The organism is Paenibacillus sp. SAFN-117 (assembly GCF_051966115.1).
Classification (GTDB): Bacteria; Bacillota; Bacilli; order Paenibacillales; family NBRC-103111; genus Paenibacillus_L; species Paenibacillus_L residui.
Genome location: NZ_JBQCLK010000005.1, coordinates 90394 through 108262 on the forward strand (window position 1 = coordinate 90394; position 17869 = coordinate 108262).

Below are 17869 nucleotides of genomic sequence, written 5' to 3' on the forward strand. Positions count from 1 at the left end.
TTGATGCGATTCAGCCGGGCCTGTGCACAGGGCAGTCCAAGCTTGCATCGTATAAAAAGCTTCCTATTGAAGAAAACTCAGAGATGTCGTCGAATCCTTCTTTAGAGGTTGCTTTTGATGCGATTCAGCCGGGCCTGTGCACAGGGCAGTCCAAGCTTGCATCGTATAAAAAGCTTCCTATTGAAGAAAACCCAAAGATGTCGTCGAATTCTTCTTTAGAGGTTGCTTTTGATGCGCATATGAGGCTTTCGGAAGGAAATTAATGCATTTATACTTTTATTTCTAACCATTTGTGGCTTCCGAGGCTCAATAAATGCGTCTGTACTCTTATTTCGTTACATTCGAGGTTTGTGACAGGAAATAAGTGTATTTTGACTCTTATTCCGTCATATTTTACGGCTTCGGCGCGAAATAAGTGTATTTAATTTTAACAACTGAATTGTGTCCAACGACACGATTTAATGAGAAAGCGAGGGGATAGCCATGGATTCGGGAAATGCGGAAGCGGAGATACAGCTAATATGGCAGGAACATCAATTGGGCGAAATCCAGCAGTTGATTCCGCTGCCCTGTCAGGGGAATCAAAGGTTTGTCGTTAACGGCAGCCATATAGTTCATCTTTCTGCAGGGGACTCGGCCGTGAACGGTTTACGCTCGGAAGCGGAAGCTTATCGGATCCTGGCCTCGTCTTTGCCGGTGCCCGAAATGGTGCTCTATGACGAAAGCCGCCAGGTGATTCCCCGCAGCTTTCTGATAACGATATGCCCGCCCGGATCCCCGGTAAGCGAAAGCTGGCCAGGTCTGGAAATGCAAGACCGGGAGCGGCTGGCCATGGAAGCAGGCAGGCATCTCGCCATACTGCATGGTCATTCTCTGCCGGGCTTCACTTCCAGACAGATTAATGGCCTGTCTGACGGTTACCGATACATTCAGGATCAGTTTCGCCGAATAGCCCGGCGGGCGATTAATGCCGATGCTATAGAGAAGTCGACCGTTGCCCGAATCAAAGCGGTGCTGGATCACCTGCGCCCCCTATTTGAACGGGTGAAGGCGGCTTCCTTCCTTCATGGCCACTTTCATATGGGGCAGCTGTGGCAGCATAATGGATGGATTACGGGATGGATTGGTTTCGAATTCGCCCATTCAGGAGACCCCGTCTTCGATTTTCGAACGGAGGATCGACTGGAATCCGACTGCCCGGGAAGCCTATCGCCTTTTTATAAAGGGTACACCCAAGTGCAGACCCTGGATACGTCATTCGCCCTGAAGCGTTCTTTTTGCAAGCTGTTATTTTATTTAGAATCGTTTACCGCACGAAGTGCAGAATATGGTGGGACAGGTGAAGAAAATAGGACTAAGCTTTCACAGCTTCTTCGTTCATTGGAACTAAATCCTGGTTGATTGCTCTGTATAGTCTCCTCCCTCTCCCCCCTCTTCTTACTCCGTCGTTCGCTTCCTATTGCCCATTCCGGGATAAATAATTCCAAGATCTGTGTGGAATAATGAGGATGAACATCCAATTTTACACATCCTTTAATCTCATTGCGTCCGATGGCCGTCATCGGGCGTCGCATTGTGCGTTCTGGAGCTGTGTTGCCGTGGTGGAATCCTCCGTTAGAACAGGTCCGATCCGTTACAGATATATCGAAAAGAGGTGTAGCCATGGTTATGCAAATGACTGAAGACCAACTTACCCTGCTTATTATCAAGCACCTGAAAGAACAAAACCGCGAGACGTTCCAAACGATTATCGACGAACTGCAGCCCTATGACCTGGCTGTTCTTTATAAAAATCTTCCTGACAAGCATCATACGAAATTTCTGCTCTTCTTGACTCCCGAGCAAATTGCCGCACTTATTCAAGAGCTGGATGCCAAGGCACAAATTGAAATTTTACAAAAACTCGGAGTCGACAAGCTGCCAACCGTTATGGATTTGATGCAAAATGACGATCTGGCGGACTTGCTGGGCAAGCTGTCCGTAGATAAAATCGAGGAAATCCTCGCCGTCATGAAGGAAGAAGAACAGCAGTCCGTTAAAAATCTGATGAAATATCCTCCGGAAACGGCCGGGGGAATTATGACAAACCGTTATGTTTGGATTCAGAAGCATTTTACGGTGCGGGAAGCGATCGACAAGCTGAAAATTTTCGCCGAATTGGCCGAAAACCTATACTATCTGTACGTCCTGGACAGTCAGAAAAAATTGGTCGGCGTCGTTTCGTACCGGGATTTGCTGCTTTCGGACATCGACCAAAAAATAGACGATATCATGTTCACCAGAGTTATCTCGGTCAACGTTCATGCCGACCAGGAAGAAGTCGCCCGGCTCATCGAGCGTTATGACTTTATTTCCGTTCCGGTCGTGGATGACGAGGAGCGCCTGGTAGGAATCGTAACGGTTGACGATGTCATTGACGTTTTTATCCAGGAAGCCAACGAGGATTTAGGCAAATTCGCAGCTTCCGGCAAAACGATCGATTTCGATACCGGGGCCATAACCGCTTCTATCCGCAGGCTGCCGTGGCTCATTCTGCTGCTCTTCCTCGGATTGGTATCGGGCAGTATTATAAGCGGATTCGAGGAAACATTGCAGAAGGTAGTCGCTCTTGCCTTCTTCATGCCCATGATTGCCGGAATGACGGGGAATACGGGAACCCAATCGCTCGCTGTCGTAGTGCGTGGTCTGGCCTCTCAGGATTTAGACCGACGAGCCGTTATTAAGCTGATTTCCCGTGAATTCGGAGTCGGACTCATAATCGGAACGACCTGCGGACTGTTAATTGCCGGAATCGCCTATTTCTGGCAGGGCAGCCCCTTTCTCGGCTTGGTCGTGGGAAGCTCCCTGTTCCTGACATTGATTATCGGAACACTGGCCGGCACGGTGATCCCGCTCATTCTCTATCGCTGCAAGGTAGATCCGGCGGTCGCCTCGGGACCACTTATTACAACTTTGAACGATATTTTTTCGTTAACCGTCTATTTTGGCACGGCTTCGATGTTTATCAGCTATTTAATGTGAGACGTACTTTTTACGGGCTGTTATGCAGCCGGGGACTTTTATCATCCACATAAAACAGTGTTGACGAAGTCTTATTAATTGCGGCAATAACCGTCCGGGGAATTATATCCGGACGGTTTGTTGTCTGCGCTGTCCTCACTTTCCGCCCCGTTGTGTTATACGGAAACTATGAGCTAATTTGTCACCGGATCGCCCGGATAAATCGTTCCATTCTCGTCAAGGCCTCCTGAAGCTGAATCACGGAAGTGGCATAGGAACATCGGATGAAGCCTTCCCCGCCTAGACCGAACGCAGAGCCGGGTACCGTAACGACCTTGGCCTCGGCGAGCAGACGATGGGCGAATTCCTCGGAGCTGAGCCCCGTTTCCGCTATGGACGGAAAAGCGTAGAACGCCCCGTTCGGCTCGTGACAAGGCAATCCGATCTCCCGCAGCCCTTGAACGATCATTCTTCGCCGCCGATTGTACGATTCCATCATGCGGTCCTTTTCCTCCAGACCGTTCCGCAGTGATTCTATGGCCGCGATCTGTCCCAATATCGGGGCGCACATTATCGTGTATTGATGAATTTTCGTCATTGCGGCGATAAGCTCCGGATGGCCGCAGACATATCCCATTCTCCAGCCGGTCATGGCGAAGGCCTTGGAGAATCCGCTGACCAGAAGGGTTCTATCCTTCATCCCCGGCAGGGATGCGAAGCTGACATGCTTGTTGTCATAAGTCAGTTCGGCGTAAATTTCATCCGAAATGACGATCAGATCGTGCTCTTCAACGATTTTCGCGATTGGCAGCCAATCTTCATAAGTCATTATTCCTCCGGTCGGGTTGTTCGGATAGCAGACGACCAGCACCTTGGAGCGAGGAGTGATTTTGCTCTTCAGCCCCTCGGCCGTAAGCTTGAAGCCATCCTTGGCAAAGGTCTCTATCTCAACAGGAACGCCTCCTCCGAGTGAAGTAATCGGCGAATACGAAATGTAGCAAGGGACCGGAATCAAGATTTCATCGCCTTCCGTCACCAATGCCCTCAGCGCCAGATCGATCGCTTCACTACCGCCGACCGTCACCAGCACCTCATTGGCCGGCTCGTATTTGACCTGGAATTGATTATATAAGTAATTGGCAATCTCTTCCCTGAGCTCGGGCAGTCCGGCGTTCGGAGTGTAGGTTGTTCTTCCCCTTTCCAATGCCCGCACGCATTCCTCCCTAACCAACGCCGGGGTGACGAAATCCGGCTCCCCTACTCCGAGCGAAATGACATCCTTGCTGCCCTCAACCAAATCAAAAAATTTGCGGATGGCTGAAGGAGGAATACTCCGCACAGCCGGGGATAAATAGTCGTTCATGGATCGATTTGTCATGGGACGCTCCTCCTTAATGAATTCCAGAAAATAAAAAAGCCCGCCCCTGTCAAGGGACGAGCGAAATACCCGTGTTACCACCCTAGTTTCACGACAAAACGTCATGACACTCTGCAACGTATCCATCAATACGCGTTCCCTGTAACGCTGGACCTGCGGCAGAGCTTACTTCACTTTCAGCCTGCTTCTCGGAGACGGCATTCAGCTAAAATCCGAACGTTGGTTCTCAGCTCCCCCAACTCTCTGCAGGATCGGATCGTTAACTTACTCTTTCTCTTCATCGAATTTGAACTATGCGATCGATTGATATGTTCCCCATTATAATTAGGGGCCGTTCATAATGCAAGACATATTTTTCAAAAAATACACGTACGAAAGCCGAAACGAAGTCATTACCGGAGATTGAACAAACGATTGGCGGGACAGGGCGTTTGACAATCCGGCGGATGCTCAGTTACTATGGGTTCAAACCAAGCCACAGAACGGATCTCTTTTCGGAGGGGATGGACACCGTGCGGGACAAAGCGCCGGATAAGAAGCAGCAGATTCTTGTATCTGCCATGAAGCTTTTCGCAACACAAGGATATTTACAAACAACGATGCAGGAAATTGCCCAGTACTGCAGCATGTCCAAGGGAAGCATTTATTTGCATTTTTCCTCCAAGGAAGAACTGCTGATGGACATTTACAAGTACTACTACAGACTCAGTGACGAACGAATGCAGTGGATTGAGCGGGATACGCGGCTGGCCCCACAGGAACGGCTGCTCAAAAAAATCGAGGTTCATTTAATGATGTGGCTCGATTACCCCGAATTCGTCACTCTCCAGATTCGGGAAAATCCCGGCTTTACGAACGAGAAAATCAAGCAGTTTTTGCGCGAGGTCCATACCAAAACGATTAAAGAGCTGCGCGAATCCTTAATCGAGGTTTATGGGGAATCCTTCGCCCGCTATGCGCTGGATGCTTCGGTGCTCATGGGGGGGATAATCTCCACCCTGATGGGGCTTAAGATGTTGGCTAATATTGAGCTTAAGGTCGATCAAATCAGCCGTTATATTCTGAACAGCGTTGATTATGTTGCCAGGGGCATGCTCAAAGACTTGCCTGAGCCCCTGATTTCGGAAAGCAACTGGCCGCAGATTTTCGAGGCACTGTATAAAGATGGAGCCTGCGCTCCCCCTCCCCTGCTTCTTATACAGAATTTGCGCAATGATCTCGCTAATGCGCAGATTGACCCGGAGGAACGCCAGGATGCCCTGGACTCCCTGAGTATACTGGAACAGGAGCTGTTGGCAAGCCGGCCCCGGCGGGTCGTTCTTCGCGGAATGCTGGCCAATCTTCAGCATCTGGAGGCGGTCCGGGAACCAATCAAACCATTGGTGCAATGGATTAATCAAGTTCATGGACTGTGAAAAAAGTCGGCCATCGTATAAAGTGCCTGTCAAATGGATTTAAAGACAGGCCTCCGCCAACAGCTTGTAGGAATGCAGACGGCTTTCGTAGTCCCCTGTCAGCGTGACGACAAGAAATTCCTCTACCCGGTATCGGTCCCGATACTGCAGCAGCCCCGCCTTCACTTGCTCAGGCGTTCCGATTAATGCTTGATGTTCCCGGGCAGCCCCATCCTTGGGCAACTCTTTAGGCTCAAACCGGGCCCTCCCTTCGGCCGCCAGCCGATAAGCCTTCTCCTCGGTTTCCGCACAGATTATGCTGACGGCTGCCATCGCGCGAGGTTCCGGGGTAAGAGAAGACGGCTGGAACTCCTTCCTGTAGGTAGACAATACTTCTTCCCCATCCCGATCGCTCATGAAATGACCGAATACATATCCGGCTCCGAGCTTGGATGCATAGGCAGCGCTGCGGTGGTTCGTGCCAAGCATCCATATTTCCGGCGGAGAAGGCGGAATCGGGCGTGCGGTAACCGATTGCCCGTCCAACCGATAGCGGTCCGTCAGCAGCTCGGCCAGAGCCTCGAGCGTTTCCGGCATCTTTCTGACATTTTCCAGAAAATTGCCGCTCAAGGCGATGCTCACATGAGCCGATCCCCCGGGCGCCCGGCCGATTCCCAGGTCTATCCGTCCGGGGCACAATGCGGCCAGAAGCCGGAAGGTCTCCGCCACTTTCATCGGCGAATAATGCGGCAGCAGAAGCGCTCCCGATCCGAGGCGAATCCGATGTGTCCGCGCTCCAATATAGGCCAGCAGCACTTCGGGCGCCGGGCAGGCCAAATGGGGGAGATCATGATGCTCCGCCGCCCAGTAACGATGATACCCTAGCTGTTCCGCCGTTCCTGCAAGCTCGGCCGCCTGTTTCAGAGCCGTTGCCGAATCGGCGTCTCCCAGGACAGGAACCAGATCCAGTACACTTAGCTTCACTATCACTCACTTCTTTCTGCGGATGGATGTGATCATTGGGATAAACTTGTCCATGCCAATGCGCGAAAAACTTGCTAACCCCATTTTATCACAGTCTGAAAGGAACTCCTCATTTGCGGAATATGGCGCGGGATATTCACCATTATTTAATGACATTAATTATTAATTATATAAATGTTTAACCTGACTAATTCGGCGCTGACCAACGTAACCCGCTTTATGCCTACCTTGCGGTTTAAGGTCTCCTGGCCGTTATCTTTACTTGATCCGGGCAAGAGTCCACGCCTTTTCCAGAATCTCATTCACCGTTTCCTCCGGCGTCAGATCCGAGCTATCCAGCCACCATCCGATTCGCGGGGTTTCTTTGATGAGCACATCATTCAGTCCGGAAATAGTCCAGGAGCCGGGGCCATAGCCTTTCTTGGGGCGAGCGGCTTCTCTACGGGCTACCGTTTCCATATTCGGATTCAAAACAATGACGAATAAAGGACGGCTCTGGATCCAATCCACTAACCGTTCGAGGCTTGGGCCCACGATAACATCTTGCACGACAACGGCGAAGCCGGCCCTGCAATATTCGTCCGCGGCGGAGGCGGCAATTCGGTAGCGCAAATTCAATTGATTCACCGCTTCTTCCGTAGCGTCCGGCAGCATCTCTTCCCGCCCGGAAACGATCATTCGACGGAAGGTATCCCCCCGGAGATGGACCCCTCTGGCAAAGCGTTCGGCGAGCTGTTGGGCGACGGTGGATTTGCCGGAAGCCATTATTCCGCTTATCAGAAAAATACCCTGCTCCAACGCTTCAAGCGGGGCAATACGATCGTCTTTCATGCGGTTATCCTCCTACCAAGATGGATTTTATTTTTCCAACTGCATCGCTAAACCAAACATTATCCTAGTACGATTGGTTTTTTGGGAGTCCAGACGGTGCTGCCTGTTTCAAATGGCCGGAAATTTCGTTGAACTATGTCTCGGCAAGAATCTTCCCGGCCAGTTTCCCATACATTTAAGGTAAATTCTCCTCTAGCCCAAAGCTTTCTATACTGATAAGAAAGGAGTCCGGCCATGTATGGTTATCCAATGAACAAGTTCCCGTTCCGCACTCCGTCCCCGTCCGTAATCGAAGTGCTGGGGGAAGGAGCGCTGCAAGCTCCTCCCGATCAGGCCTTGATCGTGTTGGGGGCCGTATCGGAAGGCCCCGTCCTGCAGACGGTCCAGTCCGAGAATGCCGGTAGAGTAACGAACATCATCCAGGCCCTGCAGCAGCTCCAAATCCCCCAGCAGAAAATCCAGACGTCCGATTACCGGATTGAAGCCCAATACGATTATCCGGAGGGCCAGTCCGTCTTTCGGGGGTATAAAGTGACCCATCTTCTGCAAATCAGTACCGGGAAAGTGGAGCAAACAGGAGCTATTGTTGACACCGCCGTAGCTCATGGAGCCAACATCGTCACCGGCATCCGATTCACCCTGGCTCATCCCGAAAGGTACAGTAACGAGGCTCTTTCGTTGGCCGTTCGCGACGCCCGGCGCAAGGCGGCGGCACTGGCCCGTGCACTGGGGGTCTCCCTTGCCGCAGTACCCGGTAAAGTTCAGGAGCTCTCACGCTCCGTTGAACCTCTCTTCTATCAAGCCCCCATGCTTGCGGAAAGTGCGGCCACTCCCATCCAGCCCGGAGAGTTGACGGTCCGGGCATCGGTTAGAGTGTGGTATTCATTCGCTTGAGGCACCGGATCAGTGATCGCTGCGCGCCCCTCTTTGTCCATTCAGCGGGCGGGCTCCCTCCGGCAAGTCCGTGTCCGTCATCCAGGCTTCCAAAATTTGATTGAACAGACCGGGGGCGGCAAGAGAAATGCCGTGTCCGATTCCAGGAACGGTATAAGCCGCGCAGTAATCGTTACTTTCGGCTAGGGCAGCGGCGGATTGGAGAATCGCTTTTTTCTCCCTTCCTCCGGCCAAGATGAGAATCTTGGCATGGCTCTGCCCGAAGCCCGGCGGAATTCGGTAGGACATGTTTTCCTCAAGAATGCGAAGAAGAGTGTCCGTGCTCATGCTGCTGGATTCCTTATAATACGCTTCAAATTGCTCTTCGCCTACATACAGTGCTTTGGCCTGGAGCTTGGCGAATCTTCTGTTTTTGGCGAGCGGCATCGATAGTTTAGTCATGGGTCTAAGGAAAGGACGAATAGACTTCATCGGAATGACAAGCGCACTGTTAATCACCGCATAATCGGCAATTTCGGGCTGCAAACTAAGGACCTCAAACGCTATTTGCGCCCCGAGAGAGAAGCCGGCAAGAGTCACCTCCCGACCGTTTCTTTTATTTTGAATGATTTCTATGATCTGTCGGGCTGTATCGTTAATCGATTGAAACGGGATGTCTCTGCTCTTTCCATGGCCGGGAAGATCGGGGACCACCCGATAACAATTTTGAAAATAATCCACCTGCCGGCCCCACATCCAGCCGCTGACTCCTCCGCCATGGATCAATACAAGCATGGGAGAATCCCGGCTCCCCTCTTCCTTCACAAACATCTCTCCGGCCTCCTCGCCTTTTTGTTCATTTTACCATATAGACATCCCGGACAGCGCAGAATGCAAGGCCGGCTGGCTGATTGATATAACAGAATGATTTTCTAAGCAGAAAGAAGAGGCGTCCTCTCAGACGCCCCCTAACTCTTCCTCATTCAGACAGCAGCGCCTGGAGCTCGGCCATCATCCGCCGATAGGTGTCGGATTTCTTCATTTCTTCGATGTGACGGTCCCAATCTTCAAGCGTCGCCTTTCCGATGATGACATGAACCTTCAGCTTCTCCAGCTCTTCATTCATTTGGATATACTCCTTGTTGCGAAGTACACGGTCGGCTTTGGGCAGCGTTTTCCGTTCATATGAAGCTTGGCGCCAATCGGCAACCGTTTCCTCATACCGTTGTCGGACGGCATCGGGAAGCTGTTGGACCGGGCTTCCGAAGGACTGCAGCAGATCTGTGCTTCCGAACAAATTCGCAACCGCGGAGCGGTCTGCTTCTTCCATTCCGGGGACTCGTTCCCATTCCCCGGATTGCTGCATGGCTAATCCTTGATCCAGCCACTCCAAAATTTTCATGGCCTTGTCATGAGGAACCGTGCGCGGAATAATATATGTGCCCGAACCTTCCGCATTCCATGGAGCGACCGGCTCCGTCGTCTCGGTTCCAAGGGAAGGCAGTGGAACCCAAATCGGAGCCCACTTGTCCGTAAGGTCCGAATCCGCCATTAGCGCGGCCGCCTGATCGAGCGTCAAAGCCGCTGCTCCGGCCCGGTTCTGCAGCAATCGCTCGGTGACATGCTCATCCTTTACAATGGGAGCCTCCGGATCCAGCACTCCATTCTCATAAGCACGGGCGAGCCAGCCCAGCGCCCGCCGCTCGCCGGCTTCCGCCGCTGCATCCAGCACCTCTCCATTCTTCACGGCAAAACGAGCCGGGCTCCCGGTATAGACCTGCTCCACCCAGGTGAAGGAACCAAGTCCGTTAACGGTCAACCGACCTGTCAGACCAACGGTGTTGTCCTTTCCGTCACCGTCGGGATCGGTTTTGGCAAATTTCCAAAGCACCTCATATAGCTGATCCATCGTTCTCGGAGTGGCTAAACCGAGCCTGTCCAGCCAATCCTGGCGAATGACCGGGAAAGCGGCATTCTGGGAGTCGAATGGCCGAGGGATGCCATATACCCGGCCGTCTATCGTTCGTACAGAGTGCGATTCGCTCTCGGCCAGCGCCCGAAGCCTCGGGAAGTCCTCCAGCAAATCCGTAAGATCGGAAGCGATCGAGCGAAACAGCTCATCATCATAATCATACGGCCGCGCGATCAGCATCAAATCGGTCGGATCGCCGGCGGCAATCATCAGGTTCACCTTCTCCCTGTAATGATCGGGCGGAATTAAGGTGAAGCGGATATCTGTCCTCATCTCCCGCTTCATATAATCGAGCAAACGTTCCGGCGTGCCGTATCCCCCGCTGTCCGCCCGGGTCCCCACGCTGAAGGCTATCCGGGCATCCGGATCTCTGACCGTCACCGATCGGTCCGCAGCATTCCACAGCACCTCCAGCCCGCTCATCTCCGCCGCCGGACGAAGAGGAATCCAGAGCAGTCCTTCGTCCAGGTAAGGGGCTTCCGGAAGGGTGTACACCGTACTTCCTTCTCTCACCGCCTCCTGGCGACCTACCCAATACTTAAGCGTCGGGCCTGCCGGGCGGCTGGCCGTCAAAGCGGCCTCGGCGTCGTCCCATTCCAGCCGATATCCGAGCCCCTCCAGCAGAGCCCGGGCCGGAACCATCATCGTATCGCCCACCAGCACCGGAGGATTCGACAAATTCACCATGACACCTTCGAATGTCAGATGGAAGCCGGGAATTTTATCCGTCGTCCCCTGTGCGGCCGGGCCGCTCCCCGTATAGGCTTCCGCTGCCGCCGGCGCCGCTTCTGCCCATGCCGCTGCGGAGCTGATTAATGTGGTGGCTGCGGTTACGGCCAGCGCGGCTCTCCGCCGTTGTTTTTTTCTCCTCATACCTGTTCCTCCTTTTCTTATGACCCGTCTCCGCTTCTAATGGCAGCGATCTTTTCTCAGGTCATCTATCCATTGCTTCATTGCAGCGAATTTGCTGTATAAAATCTATTAATCCCTTAATCCAGTTAATTCTAGGACCTTCGTAGTTCATCCATACGGCCGCCATGCCGGTCCAATATGTATTGCAAAATATTTCCGACATGTTCAAGTGTGTCTTGTTTCCTCCCTTCCGGACATTCCTCGCCTGCAAGAGCCCTTCTATGCGTGTAAACGTCCGGAATATTCCATTCTCTTCTTCACAATTTGCGCAAAACCATCCACCACTTGCTGTCGTATGCCTCCAACTTTACTTCTTCCAATCCCAGATTCGCTTCCTGTATCCATTCCCTGGCCAGCTGAATGTAGGCGCTGTGAAATTCCGAGGAATAACCCAGTTTTTCGTAACCTTCATGCGTACAATTATCGAAAATCATGTACCCTCCCGGCTTTAACAATTTCCCCAAAGTCTCGATGATGCCGATAAAGCCCCCGTATGCCGCATTTTTTAGTTCCCCCCGGTTGTGATAGGCCATCACGGCTTGCAGCATCTGAGGCTCTATCGTCCACCAATTGCTATTTACTGTATCGATTCCCTCTTGGTTTGCTATGATCGTCTGAATAATATCATTGACGGCATGGTGAAGGGATACAACATCGAAGGATCCTTCCGGATAATAATCCAAAATATGAATGCCATCATCCTGGATTACCCGAATGTCGATCCGTAAGCTTGCCGTCTTCCTCATAAAATTTTCGGATAATTCCTTGTTTAGATTAGCGGTAACATATTTCGCGACACTGGAATAGGCATCCAATGCTTTAGGAATATAAACCGTGTCCCCCGCAGCGATTTCAAAAAGCATACCATCGGCAGGTACCTGCAATCGGTCAAACAGATTAAACCACGAGGCCGTGTAAAATAATTCAAACAGCTCATGGCCCATTTCCCCGGATAACCGGATGGGAACTTGGATTACTTGCTTGAATTCCCTCTCGATCTCCGCAGCGGTCATCCCGCCCAAACGTAAAGCCACATCTTCCGGAAAATGCTTTTCCAGATGCTGCTTGAACTTCCCTGTCTCCACTTGTTTGGCAAGCTCGCTCAAATTCATTTTTTTATCACTCCATGCCAAGAGGATTTGCGAATGACGAAAATAACAAATCAAAGGGACTCCTGTGTCTGTGAAACCGCTATTTCGCCACCGATGAGTTTAACATACCATAAATTGACATGATGCTGTTCTATTTTTTTTGAGAAATAAAAAAGCAGCCTCCCCCTTTTGCAAGAGTTCGCTGCAGCTATCGAAAACACGGACTATAGAGCATTTTTTCTCTTTATTCTTTTCCTCAAGATCAGGAATACGAGTGTGATGAAAATGGTTAGGACAAAGGTGGTGCCGGTGCCAAGCTTGTAGGGAACCGCCTTTTTCTCTATCGAGGCGCCTTCCGGGTTATCCTCCTGCTGCTTCTCGGAACTCCTATTCCTGGAAGCTGCCGCAGCGATCGACTCCAAATCTTCGGTATACAGGTTCTGTCCTTCCAGGCTTGATACGACCATTTGTCCCGAGGCATCGTTGATTTGGATAACGAAATTTTCATCCTTCCTGCTTGTGAAGACCAGCTCCTCCGGAATGACATAGCGGTCCAGATAAGTCTGGAAGAGGGAAGGATTCAAGACAACCCGGTTTGTCCGGAATTGTTCAAAGCCGTAATTGAACAAGGCTTCCATATCGCTATAGGCGAATTCGGATGAAGCGGCTTTCAAGGTTACGGCAATCCATTCGGAGTCCCCTCTCTTAACGGAGGCTACTAATGTATGGCCGGACTCGTCCACATACCCGTTCTTCACTCCAGTGGTTCCCTCATACCGCCATAGAAGCTTGTTATGATTGTAAATGGTCGTTTTCCAGCCTTCCCCGTTCCACCCCAGCTCCTTCGTTCCAACTATGGAGCGAAACTGCGGATTTTGCATGGCATACTGCGTAATTAGCGCCATGTCGCGTGCGGTCGTTTGGTGATTTTCATTGAACAGGCCGTGCGGATTTTGGAAGGTGGTGTTCGTAACCCCAATCTTGTCGCGGACAAACTCGTTCATCCGTTCGGCAAACTTCGCTTCGCTGCCGTCAAAATATTCCGCTATCGCGGTAGCGGCATCATTGCCTGAATTGATCAGCATTCCCTGCACCAGTTTCAATAGCGGAACCTGCTCTCCTTCCAGCAAGTATACCCGGGTCCCTTCTACATTGCGGGCTGCTTCGCTAACCGTTACCATATCCTCCAAATTCCCGTTCTCCAAAGCGATAATACCGGTGACGATTTTCGTGATGCTCGCCGGGTACATCGGACGGTCGCTGTCTTTCTCATACAAGACCTGGCCGGTAGTTCCGTCTATTAAAATAACCGCTTCACTATGAAGCGTTACAGGCTTCTCTTCTTCCATGGCGTATGCTGTATTTTGGAAAGGGGTCATTAACGGCATTAATAATAAAAGAATCAGGGCATAGAAAATAGGTTTCATTGCTTTCTTCCTTTTCTTTATCTTAAACGTAGATAACGTTAACAAATAGAGCTCTCCATTCCATCAAGAAAACCATTTGCCGTTCATCCTCGAAATATATCGGAAACATTAACTTTTTGAAAAATGATATCAAAACAAGCATGCAAATTCAAACCGACACGAAAAAAAGAAAACGCTCCTGCTCTAAAGTGCAGGAAACGTCTTCTTTTGGACGATCCATGACGCGTGCCTTTCCCGGGAAACCAACGGTTATCGTAACCCTTTGGCCTGCAGAGACCGTTTCGTCGTGCATCTCTACCGTTTGTTTGACAAGCGAGAGCCCCCAAAACCGCTGCCCATCCCCTCTAGCCGATCGTCAGGACTATCTTCCCGCGAACGTGGCCGCTCTCAACCTGCCGGTGAGCAGCAGCGGCCTGATGCAGCGGATATTTGCCTGAGACATGGACAAACAGCTTGCCTTGAACATACAGGCCGACAAGCTCGGCCAGCCGTGCAGCAGACCGCTGGCTGCGGATGCCGCGCACGCCCAGCCGCTCCGCAAGGGCATGGTCGACAATCGTGCCGATGCGGTCCTTGCTGTGCACCAGCTCCACCGATGCATGGAGCGCCTCGCCTCCGATGGCATCGAAGGCCGCATCCACTCCGTCCGGTGCCAGCGCCCGCACCCTGGCGACCAGACCGTCACCATAGGTGACGGGAATCGCGCCCAGCGAGCGGAGATAGTCGTGGTTGCGCTCACTGGCGGTGCCGATCACGGTCGCGCCCCAGGCCTTGGCCAGCTGCACCGCCATAGTACCTACTCCACCTGCCGCCGCATGAATCAGTACCGTGTCGCCCGGCCCCACTTCAAGCTCCCGCAGCGCTGTATACGCGGTCTGGCCGGAGGCGGACAGGACGGCGGCTTCCTCCCAGGGCATGCCCTGCGGCTTGAGGACGAGCTGATCGGCAGGGACGACGACATATTCGGCGTAGCATCCCAATATCCGGTAGCCCAGCACTTCATCACCGATGGAGAAGCCGCTGACCCCCTCCCCGGTTTGATCCACCACACCCGCGAATTCATTGCCCGGAATCTGCGGGAACTTCACGGAGGCGCCCGGTGGCTGCCAGCCGGTTCGCACCGCAGTATCGAATGGCTGCACGCCAGCCGCCTTAACGTGAACCCGGACCTGGCCGGGACCCGCATGCGGCGCCTCTAAATCCACAAGCTGCAGAACCTCCGGAGGGCCGAAGGAATGAAAAGCCGCTGCCTTCATCTTTGTTCCCCTCCCTCTGATCTAATATAAAGCCGCTTCACACGGAGATTTCTTCCCACACTCAGGGCAGCTGAGGAATGTCTAAATTCACACAGGGCCATGTTCTATCCATCCTTTCATCTGTCTATTTTGCTTATAATCCTCTGGCAGCTTCCAGCTTCCGCTGGGCTGCGCTGACAAGTTTCATTAATCCGTCTCTTCCCGATCAGAAAGTGATGACGACCTACGATCACATCTATGGTAATATCCGTATTACCCAAGAACCCAGTTGATTGCGAACAAAGCTTACAGCCATTTGAAACGTTTGTCGTAGACATTGAATTCTCCCCGATTCTAGCCTTCCGCCATACCTCCTGCCAGACTTCGCCGCTTTCTCGCCTCCCTGTCGAATTGCAGATAATACAACACAATAATTCCCGTATACCCAACCGCCAGGAAAAAATAAATGTTGCTGAAAACAAACGCATTAGAATAAGCGTTTATCGGATTGAAGGCGACGATGGGGCCATGGTCCATCACTTTGCTGTACATGACAGCGGCGACGGAACCCGCCATAAAATTCTTCCCAGCAAGGCGGAAGAAATGGCAGCCGGAAACATGGCGAGCCCGATCGCTCCCGGGACCAAATGATAAACATTGGAAAAAAGCTGCGGACTTAGAAAAGGAAAGGAGTAGCCAATCCCTCCCGCCAGAAAGGCCATTACCAAGCCAAGCGAGTAGCTTCTATTCTTGAACAGATGAGGCCGGACAAAAGGTTCCGCCGTATAGCGGATTCGCGCTATAAATAACAAGAAGCCTATTAAGCCGGCGGCTGCCAATCCGCCCTTTTCATATGTGACGGCCAGAAGCAGCAGGGCGACGGCTCCGGCCAACAAGCTTCCCCCCAGCCCGTCGTATTTTCCCTTCTTCCTCTCCTCATCACCTAAATATTTGCGAAATAAAGGCAGCATAGGCAAAACCAGCAGCGGCATGCAGAACAGCCACCGCCAATGAACCAGACTGACGACAAGTGCAGAGACGACCGGTCCAACGGCGCTGCCGAGCGCCAGTCCTGCGGCGGATAGCCCTAAGGCTCTCCCACGGGTTTCCGGGGGAAAGTACCGGCTGGGGATGATCATGGCGGCAGCAGGAATGACTGAAGCGCCAACGGCCTGCAAAACCCGGCCCAGAAGCACCATCCAGTAGGCTTGGGAAGCCAGGCCAATCATGGAGCCGACCGCGAAAAAAATCAACCCGAAGGTCAGCAAATGCTTGAGCTTATAAATATCGGCAAATTTCCCGTAGGTCACCGAGCCTATGGCATAGGTAAGCATATAGGCGGAAGAGACCCAGCTCACCTGCGCATAGGTCAGATGAAAGTCCAGGCGGATTTCGGGAAGTACGATGTTGAACATAGTTGCGCTCATCACTGTAAGAACCAAAGTGACGGCAAGAATACGCATCAGGCTCTCTCCGGCTTTCTGCGGTCTGCCGCTCTCCATTTTTTCCTCTCCTTTCCCATCCGGTCCAACCCAACTGCTTATAAATTGCCGATTGTCCTCCGGCAGAATTCATTCTACAATGAGTAATACATAAAGAAAAATACTATTTTATTTATGCATATATATACTGAAGTATATGAATGGAGGACCAATGGGCTATGGAATTACTGCAGCTACACTATTTCCGCACCGTCGCCAGACTCGAGCATATGACCCGGGCGGCCCAGGAGCTTCATATTGCTCAACCCGCATTAAGCAAGACCATCTCCCGGCTGGAGGAGGATTTGGGCGTCCCGCTGTTTGACCGTCAAGGGCGGCAAATTCGGCTTAATGCATACGGCAAAGCATTTTTGAAGAAAGCGGAGGCCGCGTTATCGCTGCTGGAAGAAGGAAGAAGAGAAGTCGCCGATCTGGCGGGTATGGAGCACGGCAGCATTTACTTGGCGACATCGACCCTCAACCGGCTGTCCGAGCCGATAGGCGCATTCCTGGCTCAATACCCGAAGGTCAACTTTCGCATTACCCAAGCCTCCATGGAAGATATGGGGCAATTGATTGAGAATGGCGAGGTCGATTTTGGTTTTACCGCGATGCCGATTGAACAGCCTGGAATTTGTGCTCTTCCTGTGTTGAATGAGGAGGTTTACTTGGCCGTGCCTAGCGGGGACCGATTGGCGGAGCGGGACAGCATCTGCTTGAGCGAGGTGGCCCATGAGCCATTCATCGGCTATAAGGAGGGGTATCCGTTTCGAAAGATGAATGATGCATTCTGCCGGGCCGCGGGATTTCGTCCTAACGTCGTGTGCGAAGTTGACGAACCGACCGCTATCGGCAACCTGGTTCGGGCCGGACTCGGCGTCGCTTTCGTCGGTGCTTGCAAAGGGGACGCGGAAACACCTTTAATTAAGCTTCGTATCGACCGTCCTGTTTGTCAGCGCACCTTCCATATCGCTTGGCTGGAAAACCGCTACCTTTCCCGGGCGGCCCTACAATTCCGGGACTTCCTTGTCCGGCATTTTGCCAAACTGCAATAACTTCGCAACGATTCTTTGTCGAAAAGCTCGGTAACGTATCCAACTCTTTCGTCATGGACGTCTAACTGGATTTCATACAGCTAGTTTGTTCCTCTGAGGGCGAAAGACGGAAACTAAGTGGAAAACCTGCAGCTAGTTTGCGCTCAAAAGGCGATTTCAGCAAAAAAACTCGATTCTAAATGGAGTTTTTCCATTTACTTCAATCACTTTCTGCCATTCGCTGGAATCTAACTGTA

General features: G+C 51.9%; 15 protein-coding genes, 1 pseudogene and 1 other annotated feature. Of the genes and pseudogenes, 7 read left to right on the forward strand and 9 right to left on the reverse strand.

The window, feature by feature from the left end:
* From ACTHRH_RS05050 to mgtE, 3 genes are all read left to right on the forward strand, one after another.
* Positions 1-263 (forward strand): hypothetical protein (locus tag ACTHRH_RS05050; protein WP_440414393.1); only part of this gene is annotated, 263 nt, incomplete at its 5' end.
* 220 nt (positions 264-483) lie between these two features.
* Positions 484-1401, forward strand: a complete 918-nt coding sequence (locus ACTHRH_RS05055; protein WP_440414395.1) for a phosphotransferase family protein — start codon at positions 484-486, stop codon at positions 1399-1401.
* Positions 1402-1662: 261 nt separating this feature from the next.
* Positions 1663-3021, forward strand: coding sequence for a magnesium transporter (gene mgtE / locus ACTHRH_RS05060; RefSeq protein WP_440414397.1), 1359 nt, complete (start codon positions 1663-1665; stop codon positions 3019-3021).
* A gap of 181 nt (positions 3022-3202) precedes the next feature.
* Here the strand turns inward: mgtE and ACTHRH_RS05065 are convergent, their stop codons facing one another.
* Positions 3203-4378, reverse strand: a complete 1176-nt coding sequence (locus tag ACTHRH_RS05065) for an aminotransferase class I/II-fold pyridoxal phosphate-dependent enzyme (protein WP_440414399.1) — start codon at positions 4376-4378, stop codon at positions 3203-3205.
* 49 nt (positions 4379-4427) lie between these two features.
* Positions 4428-4668, reverse strand: a binding site (T-box leader).
* A 222-nt stretch (positions 4669-4890) separates the two neighbouring features.
* On the opposite strand from ACTHRH_RS05065, the gene ACTHRH_RS05070 reads away from it, so the two are divergent.
* The gene (locus ACTHRH_RS05070; RefSeq protein WP_379287621.1) at positions 4891-5793 is read left to right on the forward strand and encodes a TetR/AcrR family transcriptional regulator; all 903 of its coding nucleotides are present in this window, start codon (positions 4891-4893) and stop codon (positions 5791-5793) included.
* Positions 5794-5832: 39 nt separating this feature from the next.
* On the opposite strand, the gene ACTHRH_RS05075 is transcribed toward ACTHRH_RS05070, so the two are convergent.
* Positions 5833-6756 (reverse strand): MsnO8 family LLM class oxidoreductase, encoded by a 924-nt coding sequence (locus tag ACTHRH_RS05075; protein WP_379287624.1) that lies wholly within the window; start codon positions 6754-6756, stop codon positions 5833-5835.
* A 258-nt stretch (positions 6757-7014) separates the two neighbouring features.
* A complete protein-coding gene (locus tag ACTHRH_RS05080) occupies positions 7015-7587 on the reverse strand; it encodes an AAA family ATPase (RefSeq protein ID WP_379287627.1) in 573 nt (190 codons plus the stop codon).
* Between the two features lie 234 nt (positions 7588-7821).
* Here ACTHRH_RS05080 and ACTHRH_RS05085 point away from each other — a divergent pair, with 234 nt between their 5' ends.
* The gene (locus tag ACTHRH_RS05085; RefSeq protein WP_379287629.1) at positions 7822-8481 is read left to right on the forward strand and encodes an SIMPL domain-containing protein; all 660 of its coding nucleotides are present in this window, start codon (positions 7822-7824) and stop codon (positions 8479-8481) included.
* Positions 8482-8490: 9 nt separating this feature from the next.
* Here ACTHRH_RS05085 and ACTHRH_RS05090 read toward each other — a convergent pair whose 3' ends face one another.
* The 5 genes from ACTHRH_RS05090 to ACTHRH_RS05110 form a co-directional block, all read right to left on the reverse strand.
* Positions 8491-9291 (reverse strand): alpha/beta fold hydrolase, encoded by an 801-nt coding sequence (locus ACTHRH_RS05090; protein ID WP_379287631.1) that lies wholly within the window; start codon positions 9289-9291, stop codon positions 8491-8493.
* A gap of 148 nt (positions 9292-9439) precedes the next feature.
* Positions 9440-11305, reverse strand: a complete 1866-nt coding sequence (locus tag ACTHRH_RS05095; RefSeq protein WP_379287633.1) for an extracellular solute-binding protein — start codon at positions 11303-11305, stop codon at positions 9440-9442.
* Positions 11306-11601: 296 nt separating this feature from the next.
* On the reverse strand, positions 11602-12456 hold the full coding sequence (locus ACTHRH_RS05100; protein ID WP_379287635.1) for a hypothetical protein: 855 nt from the start codon (positions 12454-12456) through the stop codon (positions 11602-11604).
* A 203-nt stretch (positions 12457-12659) separates the two neighbouring features.
* Positions 12660-13862 (reverse strand): D-alanyl-D-alanine carboxypeptidase family protein, encoded by a 1203-nt coding sequence (locus ACTHRH_RS05105; RefSeq protein WP_379287637.1) that lies wholly within the window; start codon positions 13860-13862, stop codon positions 12660-12662.
* A gap of 344 nt (positions 13863-14206) precedes the next feature.
* Positions 14207-15118 (reverse strand): NADP-dependent oxidoreductase, encoded by a 912-nt coding sequence (locus ACTHRH_RS05110; RefSeq protein WP_144940260.1) that lies wholly within the window; start codon positions 15116-15118, stop codon positions 14207-14209.
* Between the two features lie 77 nt (positions 15119-15195).
* On the opposite strand from ACTHRH_RS05110, the gene ACTHRH_RS05115 reads away from it, so the two are divergent.
* A complete protein-coding gene (locus ACTHRH_RS05115; RefSeq protein WP_144940258.1) occupies positions 15196-15390 on the forward strand; it encodes a hypothetical protein in 195 nt (64 codons plus the stop codon).
* A gap of 61 nt (positions 15391-15451) precedes the next feature.
* Here ACTHRH_RS05115 and ACTHRH_RS05120 read toward each other — a convergent pair.
* Positions 15452-16599 (reverse strand): annotated as a pseudogene (locus ACTHRH_RS05120) (MFS transporter).
* Between the two features lie 158 nt (positions 16600-16757).
* Between ACTHRH_RS05120 and ACTHRH_RS05125 the strand changes: the two are divergent.
* Complete coding sequence (locus tag ACTHRH_RS05125) at positions 16758-17633, forward strand: LysR family transcriptional regulator (RefSeq protein ID WP_440414405.1); 876 nt, start codon at positions 16758-16760, stop codon at positions 17631-17633.
* The last annotated feature ends 236 nt before the right edge of the window (positions 17634-17869 follow it).